Annotated in this window: 11 protein-coding genes and 5 tRNA genes; 6 read left to right on the forward strand and 10 right to left on the reverse strand. The window is 27.4% G+C overall.

Annotated features, from left to right (window positions below):
* Positions 1-153: 153 nt before the first annotated feature.
* The 9 genes from FJM08_RS02725 to FJM08_RS02765 form a co-directional block, all read right to left on the reverse strand.
* Positions 154-230, reverse strand: a tRNA-Ile gene (locus FJM08_RS02725).
* 43 nt (positions 231-273) lie between these two features.
* On the reverse strand, positions 274-672 hold the full coding sequence (gene rpsI, locus FJM08_RS02730; RefSeq protein ID WP_140031672.1) for a 30S ribosomal protein S9: 399 nt from the start codon (positions 670-672) through the stop codon (positions 274-276).
* Positions 672-1,106 carry a 50S ribosomal protein L13 gene (gene rplM / locus FJM08_RS02735; protein WP_140031673.1) on the reverse strand — a complete coding sequence of 145 codons (435 nt, stop codon included), beginning with the start codon at positions 1,104-1,106 and terminating at the stop codon, positions 672-674. Before rplM ends, rpsI begins: the two co-directional genes overlap by 1 nt.
* 80 nt (positions 1,107-1,186) lie before the next feature.
* Positions 1,187-1,849 carry a 16S rRNA (uracil(1498)-N(3))-methyltransferase gene (locus FJM08_RS02740; RefSeq protein WP_140031674.1) on the reverse strand — a complete coding sequence of 221 codons (663 nt, stop codon included), beginning with the start codon at positions 1,847-1,849 and terminating at the stop codon, positions 1,187-1,189.
* A gap of 83 nt (positions 1,850-1,932) precedes the next feature.
* A complete protein-coding gene (locus tag FJM08_RS08195; RefSeq protein WP_140031675.1) occupies positions 1,933-3,489 on the reverse strand; it encodes a hypothetical protein in 1,557 nt (518 codons plus the stop codon).
* 149 nt (positions 3,490-3,638) lie between these two features.
* Positions 3,639-4,787 carry a cell division protein FtsZ gene (gene ftsZ, locus FJM08_RS02750; protein ID WP_140031676.1) on the reverse strand — a complete coding sequence of 383 codons (1,149 nt, stop codon included), beginning with the start codon at positions 4,785-4,787 and terminating at the stop codon, positions 3,639-3,641.
* 38 nt (positions 4,788-4,825) lie between these two features.
* Entirely contained in the window at positions 4,826-5,878 is a 1,053-nt protein-coding gene (locus FJM08_RS02755) for a hypothetical protein (protein WP_140031677.1), read from the reverse strand.
* A 5-nt stretch (positions 5,879-5,883) separates the two neighbouring features.
* Complete coding sequence (rsmH, locus tag FJM08_RS02760; protein ID WP_140031678.1) at positions 5,884-6,786, reverse strand: 16S rRNA (cytosine(1402)-N(4))-methyltransferase RsmH; 903 nt, start codon at positions 6,784-6,786, stop codon at positions 5,884-5,886.
* On the reverse strand, positions 6,783-7,223 hold the full coding sequence (locus FJM08_RS02765; RefSeq protein WP_140031679.1) for a division/cell wall cluster transcriptional repressor MraZ: 441 nt from the start codon (positions 7,221-7,223) through the stop codon (positions 6,783-6,785). Before FJM08_RS02765 ends, rsmH begins: the two co-directional genes overlap by 4 nt.
* 144 nt (positions 7,224-7,367) lie before the next feature.
* Between FJM08_RS02765 and FJM08_RS02770 the strand changes: the two genes are divergently transcribed.
* The 6 genes from FJM08_RS02770 (at position 7,368) to FJM08_RS08205 (ending at position 9,068) form a co-directional block, all read left to right on the forward strand.
* Positions 7,368-7,443: transfer RNA gene (locus FJM08_RS02770), tRNA-Thr, on the forward strand.
* Between the two features lie 163 nt (positions 7,444-7,606).
* Positions 7,607-7,681 (forward strand) — tRNA-Asn (locus tag FJM08_RS02775).
* A 3-nt stretch (positions 7,682-7,684) separates the two neighbouring features.
* A tRNA-Glu gene (locus FJM08_RS02780) sits at positions 7,685-7,760 on the forward strand.
* Between the two features lies 1 nt (position 7,761).
* Positions 7,762-7,837 (forward strand) — tRNA-Val (locus tag FJM08_RS02785).
* 216 nt (positions 7,838-8,053) lie between these two features.
* Positions 8,054-8,353 carry a helix-turn-helix domain-containing protein gene (locus FJM08_RS08200; protein ID WP_140031680.1) on the forward strand — a complete coding sequence of 100 codons (300 nt, stop codon included), beginning with the start codon at positions 8,054-8,056 and terminating at the stop codon, positions 8,351-8,353.
* A gap of 256 nt (positions 8,354-8,609) precedes the next feature.
* The gene (locus tag FJM08_RS08205) at positions 8,610-9,068 is read left to right on the forward strand and encodes an IS30 family transposase (RefSeq protein WP_140031681.1); all 459 of its coding nucleotides are present in this window, start codon (positions 8,610-8,612) and stop codon (positions 9,066-9,068) included.
* Between the two features lie 178 nt (positions 9,069-9,246).
* Here FJM08_RS08205 and FJM08_RS08210 read toward each other — a convergent pair.
* On the reverse strand, positions 9,247-11,248 hold a 2,002-nt coding region (locus FJM08_RS08210), incomplete at its 5' end, for a hypothetical protein (RefSeq protein WP_170177185.1).

Here is an 11,248-nt window from a genome sequence, read left to right on the forward strand (position 1 = left end):
ATTTGCATAATTATATGATATATTAGGAAAATATTTATTAAAAATTCTACAAAACAAATAATTTCATGAATAATATGCATTATATAAATATAAAAATTGAACTCTTTTTAAATAAAAACACGCCCAAAAGCGTGTTCGGTCAATTTCTTGAAATGGTGCGAACGAATGGACTTGAACCATCGACCTCACGATTATCAGTCGTGTGCTCTAACCAGCTGAGCTACGCTCGCATACAATATGGTGAAGACACCATATAATAATATCATATAAAAATTAACGTTTTGAAAATTGTCTTGATCTTCTTGCTTTTCTAAATCCGAATTTCTTACGTTCTTTAACACGTGCATCACGAGTTAGAAAACCAGCATCTTTTAATTTGTTACGGTATTCATTGTTTGAGGCTTCAAGTAATGCACGAGCAATACCTAATCTAATAGCTCCTGCTTGTCCTGTTAAACCACCACCTTCAACATTAACCATAACATCGAATTGATTATTAGTTTCAGTAACTGCAAATGGACTTAAAGCATCTTTAATTAGTAGATCAGAATTTAAATATTGTTTTGATTCTTTCCCGTTAATTAAAAATTTTCCTGAACCAGGTAATAAATAAACTCTGGCAACTGAAGATTTACGACGACCTAAACCATAATATCTAATTTTATCTGCCATTATTTAACCTCGATCTTAGTTGGTTGTTGTGCTGATTGTTTGTGATTTTCATCAGCGTATACAAATAAATTTTTAAATTGTTTACGGCCTAAAGCGGTGTGAGGTAGCATTCCTCTAACTGCTTTTTCTACGAGTGCGATTGGTTTTTTAGCACGCAAGTCGCCTGCAGTAATTTGTTTTAATCCACCAGGATATCCTGTGTGATGATAGTAAATTTTATTTTCTTCTTTTTTAGCTGTTAAAAGCACATCTTTAGCATTAATAACAACTACATTGTCGCCCATATCAACATTAGGTGTAAATGTTGGTTTATTTTTTCCTCTAAGAATTGAAGCAACAAGAGTTGAAAGTCTACCTAGTGGTACGTTGGCTGCATCGACGATGTATCATTTTTTATCAACTATTTCTTTTCTTATAATTGTTGTTTGACGCATACTTTCTCTTTCTTTGTTTGATAGTAATTTAATAAAATGCTTAGTTATTATAACATAATAATTTTATTTAAAATTAGAAATTAATTAATTTTTGCCAGCATATAAATTAACGCCGTTTCTGCACGTAAAATAGTCTTAGTTAAAGAAACAATTTTAACATTGGCTTTCGTTGCGTCATCAATTTCAGCGGAGCTAAAACCACCTTCAGGCCCCACAATTAATAAAACATTTTCGTTAATTTCAGAAATTGGTGATTTCTTTTTATTTTCATAAGCTAAAATTTTATTTTTTACATTTAACTTAATTAATTGGTCAAACATTATTAATTCTGCAAACTCTGGAATTTTATTTCTAAATGATTGTTGTGCTGCTTCTTTAATTATCTTTAAAAGCCGATTCTTATTTGACATGGTTTTAAGATTTTGTGAATCACAAAATTTTGAAATGAAGGGAATAATTTTAGTAGCGCCTAATTCAGTGGCCTTTTGAATGGCAATTTCAAAATTTGTCTGCTTTATTACTGGAATCGCTACAATAATTTCGAAGTTTGCTTCATTATTTATGTCCATTTTTTTTATAATTTTTGCTTTTGATGAAAATTCTAATATACATTCATAAAATTGATTTTGATAATTTATCAAAAAAGATTCATTTTTTATTCTTACAACTTTAAGATGTTTTTGTGTTTCTTCATCTAATTCAAAATATCCATCTATTAATTTATCACAGTAAAATTTATACATAATATATATTATATAATACGGAAATTTAACAAAAAATAACAAAATAAAATACGCTATAACTTTAGCGTATCCTATTTATTAAATTAAGCTGTTTTTAACTCAAATTGATATGTTTTTGACTTGTAGTAGAATTCAATGTAAAATTTGTCATCTTTTTTAACAAATTGTAATGCTTTTCTATTCCCTTGATCTGGGGCGCAAGTAATTAATTTTGAATTGATAGCTTTTAAAAATTCTGCATCAAATTTAAGTGTATCATCAAAATGTTCAGTAGCTTTTTTAGAATTTTCACCAAAAAGTAATTTGTTTGTTTTTTTATCAAATTTTAAGTATCCAAATCTACCCATGTTACCAATTTTATTTGTTAGTTTTTTAATTTTTTCTAGAGTTTCGTTACTAATTGTTCCAGAAATTAACTTATTTTCATTTCACAATTTAAGAATTGCATCTTCATTTTCTGAATATTTTTTCAATCCTTCAAATGTATGCTCATATGTATATTCTTTTTTATTTGAAGTATTCTTAAATTTAAATACTAATTTAGCTTTTCCTTCTTTATTAAGTTCTTCTTGATTTTGAGATCTTTCGATACCCATATATTTAATAAATGGAACTTCAGCAATTGTCTTATTATATACAAATTTAGAATTTAGAAATGTGGCGTTAAATTGATCTGCCAAAATTTCATTTAATTTTGTGTTATCTTTTATTTTAAGACCATCATTTTTTTCTACTCATTCTTTAGGATTTGCCGAAAAATATTTTACCTCAAATTCTTTAACAAAATCCTTGCCATTTAATTTAGCTTTTGCTAAAACTTTTTTGTTACTTTCATCGTATGAAATTGAATATACTTTTTCTTTATCTTCAGCTTCAATACCTAATTTTTGCATTGTTTCTTTAGTAACAGCTTCGCCTTTATAATATAAAGTATAATAAGCATCTAATTGATCTTTAATTTCATCAATAAAATTAGGTTCAAATTCTTGAATTACTGCTTTATCAATAAAATCTTTATAATTTTTTTCTTTAGATTCTTTCTTAATTTCTGCTATTTTTTCTTCTAATGTTTGTTTTAATTTGTTTAATGAATCTGCAGTTATATCTTGTTTTTTTAGTTCTTCTTCAGTAGCTAAAATCGTTTTTTTAGCTTCTTCATTTTCAGCTATTTTATTAAGTTCTTTAAGTTCTGTTAATAATTTAGATACTTCTGCTTTTAGTTCTTTATTTTTATCTTCGTTTGGATTTGGCTTTTCAGGTTTTTGGGGTTCTTCAGGTTTTTGCGGACTAGGATTATCTTTTTTATCAATTTCTTTCTTTTTGGTTTCTAATTCCTTTAGTTCTTTTTGTAGCTCCTTAATAACTTCATCACGTTCCTCTTTACTTGAAGAATTATTTGTAATGATTTTATTTGCTTTTTTAACTAGTTCAGTTATTTTTTCTTTATTAATATCTTTATATTTAGTATCGCTTAATTTATTTAAAATTTCGTTAACTTTCGATACTTCTAAAGCAATTAATTTGTTATCTTTTTGTCTAGTTTCTTTTTCTTTATCGGTGCAACCCGCTGATAATGCAGCTGTAGCAGCGATAGGCAAAAAAGTTGTGCTCAAAAGCGCAATAATTTTTTTAGTTTTCATATTTATTCTTTTTTCCTTTTTTTAAATTTTCTTTTCTAATTATATATTAGAAAGCAAAAGCACAAAAAAAATAAACAAAAAGAGGCAAAAATAAACAGCCTCTTGAGTTTTGATTTTTCAAATATTTCACTAAAATTTATTACGTCATCTTAATGTTTCAAAATATCTGCTAAATCATTACTTGATTGTGAACTTTCTTCATCATATGATGAAAAACTTTGTTTTTGAAAAGGTCCTTCGTTTAGTAAAAACTCACGAGTGTTTTCATCTTCAAAGCTAAGTTCCTTAGTTTTGATTTCTTCAAAAATTTCTTCTTGAATTTCATCAGGGGTTTTTGGAGCGTCATTTTTTAGACCAGTTGCAATAACCGACACAAATAATTCTCCAATTTTGTCGCTTTCTTCGGACTGAGTTTGAGTTAAACCGAAAATGATATTAATTTCATTGCCCACAATTCCACGCATTGTTTCTAAAGCTACTTGAATTTCGTTTAGGGTAACTTTTTTAGAAGCAGAGAAATAAACTATTGCATCGCTTGCACCGACAATACCAGATTCTAAAATTGGACTGCTGATTGCTGATGTGATTGCTTTTACGGCTCTATCTGGGCCAGAAGCTTGGCCGATTCCGACCACAGCTTCACCTTTGTTTTTAATGGTTGTTTCCAAATCAGCAAAGTCAAGATTTATTAATCCTGGCAATGCGATAACATCTACTAATGTTCTTATGGTTTGTCTTAGAACATTGTTAGCACATTTAAAAGCATCATTAAATGAAATATCGCCATATTGTAGAAGTAATTTGTTGTTTGAAACAACAATATATGAATCTACATATTTTTTAATTTCTTCAATTCCACTTTCAGCGATTTTTGCACGATGAGTACCCTCAAAACTAAATGGAGTTGTTACAATTGCAACAACAAGTGCTCCACATTCTTTTGCAATTTTTGCAATAACAGGTGAAGCCCCTGTTCCAGTTCCGCCGCCCATTCCGGCAGTAATAATAACTAAATCTGCACCTTTAATTTTGCTTTTAATTTCATCAATGCTTGCTAGAGCTGCGCTTCTGCCAACTTCTGGTTTAGCGCCAGCGCCAATACCACGTTTATCGCCTAAATGTAAAACATATTTTTCATCAAATTTTGCTAAAGCCTGTTTATCTGTGTTTGCCACGATAAATTCAAGCCCATCTAATTTAGTATCAATTAGAGTTTGAATGCTATTGTTTCCACCGCCTCCAACACCAATAACTTTAATGTTAGCGACAGGATTGTAACTTATATCATCTAATGCCATATTATCTCTTTTCTTAAATCTCACTTATTTACAAATAATTATATAAATAAATTTGATTTATTTTTGCTAAACACTAGAGTATCAATTGTAAATAATTCAGTTGTAATGGTCAATTTATTTTCACAGTTCTCATATTCATCAAGTTTTAGTAATAGCCCATTCATTTCATTGCTAATTAAAATGTTTGCGTCACTTACTATATTTACACTTTTAATATCAAAACTGTTTTTTAAAGAATTAATTCAAAAACTAAAATTTTTGAAAAGAGAATTAAAAAACAAATTATTAAAATAAATTTCTGTTTTATTTTTGTTTGCAAATAAAACAAACTTAGAAAATATTTTTAGCACAAATTCATTACAAATTGCAAATAAAGGATTATTTAAATTTGAAATGCAATTACTTTGCAGAAAGGAGGTTTTTATATATGCTTCTCGATATGAAATATTTAATTTACTTGCAACTTCATTAATTAAATCATCAAAGCCGATTGCAAATTTTTCCGATTTTAGCATACCAGATTTGCTAGCTAATGAAATAGTTAAAAAATTATTATCCATTGTGACAAAAGTAGCAATTTTTTTGTCATGTTTTGCTAATAAATAATTAGCTGTTAAATAATTAAGATCATAAATTTTTGCGATATTTAATTCACAAGAATTCATTATTGCATTAAGTTTTTTTGCTTCATCTAGTGTAATATAGCTAAGTGAGAAGTATTTTTTTGAATTTTCTTTTTCAATAATTGAATAATCTATTAAACATAAATTATTAGAATTAAAGTCTTTAACAAAATGATTAATTAAAAGATTTTCATTAATTGATTTGTTGGTAGCAACAATTTTGTTTTTAACGATAAAATTTGATGAATTTTCAAGGAAGATAACAATATCGTTAATTTTGCCTTGAATTAAGTTTTCAATTTCTGATTTTGTTAATTTAACAAAGGAAATTAAATTTGCGTTTGCCAAATAAGGGCTATTAAACGTTTTTTTGTATATAGGAAAATTAGCCAAGTTAGATTTTTCAGTAACCTCAACTTCGCAACTATTATTTAGAAATTTATATGCTACAACAATAGTCTTTTTCATTTCCTTTATTCCAATCTCGTTATTACTCTTAATTTCGCGCTACGCGAGCGTTTATTTATTTGCTTTTCGTTGTCTGAAGGAAAAATTGTTTTTTGCCTCCATTTTTTATTTACCTGGATTGGCAATTTGTCTAATAATGGATCATGATAGTTTAAATTTTGAAAGTATTTTTTAACAATTGCATCTTCTTTGCTGTGAAAAGTAATAATAGCTAATTTGCCATTTACTTCAAGTAATTCAGGAATTTGATTTAACATTTCCTCTAAAGCTCCAAGTTCATCATTTACAGCAATTCTAAATGCTTGAAAAACCGCTTTTGATGGATTTTTTTCACGCACAATTTTAGCTGGTAAAGTATTTTTTAATAATTCATTTAATTCAAAAGTAGTATTTATTGGACGAGATTTTACGATAGCTTTAGCAATTAGTTTGGCTAATTTTACATCAGCGTTTTGATATAAAATCTTTTCTATTTCTACTTCTGAATAATTATTAATTATTTCTGCTGCGGTTAATTTATTATCCAAATCCATCCGCATATCTAAATTTGCATCTTGTGAATATGAAAATCCACGGTTTTTATTGTCCAATTGTGGACTACTTACACCTAAATCTGCAATGATTCCCGAAACCTTGTTAATGTCTAATTTTTCAAGTTCGGATTTTAAGTTGCGAAAATCATTCTTTATTAAAATGAAATTACAATTTATTTTTGCAAGTTTTGTTTTACTTTCATTAATAGCTTCAATATCCTTATCAAAACATATTAATTTGCCGTTTTCAAGTTTTTTTAAAATTTCTTGACTGTGACCTGCTCTACCAAGGGTTAAATCAACATAAATTCCATTTGGTTTTATTTGTAGCGATTCAATCACTTCATTTAATAAAACCGGAATATGTTTTTCTATAACTTAACTCCTTGTTCAAAAAGCTTTTGAGCAAGTGAATCAATGTTTTCTTCATCTTCGTAGTAGTTTTCTTTAGCATCATATATTTCTTTAGAAAATATTTCGCAAGTTGAACCCACACCTAGAAAGACAACTTCGTTTATGATAGCGAGCTTTTGACAAAAATGTTTTGCTAACACAATTCTTCCTAATTTATCAGGAGAAACTAATTCTGTGTTGGCAAATATATATCTAGTTAAATCACGAATATCTTTATTTAAACTATTGTTTTCTTCAAGTTTATTTTTTATTTTATCAAACTCAATAGGAGTTCGCAAAACTAGTGATTTATCAAATCCGATAGTAATGTAAAATTCAGACCCTAATTCTTGCAAAAGTTTAGCAGGAATTACAACTCTGTTTTTGTTATCTATTTGACGATAATATTTTCCAAACATTTCCACTTCTTTCCACTATCACCTATATTCTAACACATAAAAAACTGTTTTGTGATTAAAAATTATTTTTTTAACGTTAAAAAATTGCGTTTTTATGTTTTTAGTCAAAAAAACAGAATTTTTATTTAAAATTAATATTTGTTTGCTAGTTTAGCTCAGTTGGTAGAGCAATTGATTCGTAATCAATGGGTCGGGGGTTCGATCCCTCTAACTAGCACCATATATTTATTTACCAAACTAATTAAAGTGGCTATAATTAAGCCATTTTTTTAGTTATAATTTGCATTGAAAATATTGTGCGGAAAATCGAATTTAAAAATTTCAATTTTTTTAAAAAACTTAGTCTTTTTTAGTTATAATAATTAAGCATTTCAATAAATGATGCCGACTTAGCTCAGCGGTAGAGCAGCTGGCTGTTAACCAGTTGGTCGTTGGTTCAAACCCAATAGTCGGCGCCATTTGGCCCTATGGTGAAGTGGTCAACACATATGGTTTTCATCCATACATGCGTGGGTTCGAGTCCCGCTAGGGTCACCATGGAGAATTAGCTCAGTTGGGAGAGCATTGCCCTTACAAGGCAAGGGTCGTGGGTTCGAGCCCCTCATTCTCCACCATTTGTTTAAATACACCAAAAAACGCCAATTAGGCGTTTTATTTTTTTTAAAGTTGAAGAAAAAAATTGTTAATTTTTTCGCTAGCATTTTGCCACATTGTAATGTGAAGTGCAACACTTGTTATGCCAAGTGTTTGCATTTTTATATAATAAAATTGAAGAGCCCGAAGCTCTTCAATAATAACCGAATTGTGTGTTCAAAAAAGGAGGTTATCAATTGAAGTATACACACATAAACGCCAATGAACGAATTTTAATCGAAAAATTTTTAAAAAGGGGAGATTCCATAAACAAGATTCCTAGTGAATTAAGATGAAATCCTTCCACAATTTCCCGAGAAATAAAAAGGAATTTTGACAGTAAAACTATGACATACAATTTCGTAACAGCAAATAATCTCGCTAATCAAAGAAGATACTATCGATTTTACTTTTATTCATTTTTAATAAAAGATAAATATGAAAAATTCAATGAAGATTTTTTTAATATTTACGATCGAAAAATTTGAACAGTTTAGCTTTTGAATCATTAAATAAAAGAACATTGCAATTATTTAATTCCTTTTATTAAAACGTTTTTTAATTGAATTAAAACAGACAATTGAATTCTAAAACATTTTCAAATTCTGCGAAAAACTTATGTTAAGGGAAGAAAACAAGCTAATTCTAATGTAATTGATCGTTTATTCAAACAAAATATGTAAGATCAATTTGGTCAAGACCAAAGTATATTAATAATCGCTCGGAATTCGGACATTGAGAAATTGACTTAGTTTGTGGCAAAAATGTAAGAGGATCATTTCATATAATTATTTTTTAGAAAAGAAAACTTGGTATACATTTACTGCAAAAATAAAAGGTAAACATCCCAAAAATTTGAATCGAATTTTGCTTGATATGATTTTTAAATATAATATTCTGGTTCGCAGTATCACAACCGATAATGGCTGAGAATTTAAACTTTTGGGTTTGATTGCATATAAACTTGGAATTATTATACATCAGTGTGAATCATATGCTTCTTTACAAAAGGGCAGCAATGAAAATTGAAACGAAAAATTAAGAAGATTTTTTTCTAAAGGTAGCAATTTTAATGAAATTAGTCAAAAAGATATTGATAAAGCCACAGTAATGATTAATCAAAGACTTAGAAAAGAACTAGGATATGTTTTTTCTGAAAGCTTATATGAAACTGAATATATAAAGTTATTAGAAAATAAATTATTAGAATAATTAATAGTCAAAACAATAGTGAAATTTGCCGTTGCAATTTTTGTATCATCTTTTTTGACTTTTTGACTAATTTTTAAACTAAAATAAAATATGAAGCACATATTGCACTTCATATTACATTCTAGGAGCATATATACAAATGCTTCTTTAAAAATACATTAATTTTACAAAAAACTTTTTAAAAATCTCCTATCTCACCATCATAAGTATTATCATATATTTTTAGTATTTGAGCTAAAATTTGTTGACCTCTAGTTCCAAATGAATCAAAAAGTTTTTTAACTGGAACCATTAATGCATCATATTGTTGTTTAATTTTTTGTTGTAATTCAATGTTATCTATATTTTCTTTAGTTACTGCGTTATTCACATTAAATATTTCTTTAAAGTTATGACCGCCTGCATATCATAGTCAATTTTGTAATCTATAAATTTCATTTCTCTGATCTGTGTTTGCAATATTATAAAGTTCTTGAAATTCTTTTCCCTTTCCACCGTAATAATGTCCAGAAATAACATTGCTTAAATAATTACTACTGTAATTATTAAAAGTTCTCATTCTTCTTATAGTAAGAGCAATTTCTTTAAAACTAGGATTGTCTGTAAAATGTTCTGTTTTGCTTTGTGTTGATTCATTTCCATTTGCATCCCTAGAAATAATTACATTATTTGTCATTGAATATTTAACATTAAATGAAGCTTCACCTTGATTATATGAAATATCGGCATTAGACAAATCAATATAATTAATTACTCTGAAAAATCTATTGAAAATTTCTCTTTTTCGATTAATATCTTTACTATTAAAATTAAGCAGGAATTCTTCATGTAAAAATCCAAATCTTAAAAAATAACCTCAATGTTCAATGTATGAAAAGCCACCTACGCTATCATTTAATTCAAAACGATATTTAGGGCGTTCAATTGTTAAACTGTATGGCTTAAAACCTGATATTCTATTAGATTCTTTAGGAGTTAATTTAATACTTTCTATTCCATCGTTAAAATAAATTTCAGAATATCATAACGATACAGTCCCATCAACATCATTCGGATTAGTGTAACCATTATTACTTACATAAGTTATTCAACTAGGATTTTTATTAGTTTCTAATTCAAAATAATTTGAGTATGCTTCAGACGCTTTTCTTTTGGCTTTTTCTGATTCATATTTATAAACAAATTGTAATTGATTATTTTCTAACCATTTTTTACGATTATTCTTAATTGCTTCACCAAAGTCAATTGCATATTTCTTGTGTCCTATCTCATAATCTTTATATTTTTGACTTTTATCCGCATCAACATAAGCAACATTTTCTTTGATAAATTTTACTATGAATTCAATTTTTTTGCTGTCGTGTTTTTTGATACTATTTTCATCAACTATAGCTTTTAAATTGTTAGGATTTTGACCACTAAATTCAACAAAATCGCCAAATTTATTATTAGCTATAGTTTTAGATGCAGTTTTCATTCTTTGAAGTAGATCATCAATTGTAAAAATAGATTCATCATTAACAATTGAATGTCCATTATAGTTTTGTGGTACGCCAAGACCAGAATATTTTTTAAACACATTATAGCAACTAATTATTTTTTCAGTATTTAAGATTTTTGAATTAACAGTTGTTTTACCCGAAATTTTTATGTATACTAATCCTTCTATATCATCAAAAGTCGGTAATTCTATATTAAAAGTAAAATCTTTATAAATTTGTATGCCTTCTTCTATTTTAGAAAGTTTTGATAATAAATGATCTTTGTCTTTTAATTTGTCTAAATCAATTTCGCTAGTTTGACTACTACTTTTAGAAGTCTTAAATTCCAATCTAAATAATTTTTCGATCTCAAATAAAGATTTATTTTTTAATAATTCCGATGGAAATTTATTCTTATTGGTTACATCTTGAAGTTTTATTGTTATAATGAATTCTTTTACAAATTGATCAAGATTAATTTTATTCATTTCCTCTATTAATTCGTTTGTAAAACGTAAATAGTGTTGATTAAAATAATTAATATTCAAATAAGTAGGATTAGTACTAAATCAAATTTGATTGTAAAGACTGCCATCAAGAATATCAGTGTGTTTATTTGCATCAATCACTTCATCAAAGTATTTTTGATATACATTCATATATTTTGCTTTTGTTTCAGAATTATTCGAAAATAAATTA

Source organism: Metamycoplasma equirhinis, from assembly GCF_006385185.1.
Classification (GTDB): Bacteria; Bacillota_I; Bacilli_A; order Mycoplasmatales; family Metamycoplasmataceae; genus Metamycoplasma; species Metamycoplasma equirhinis.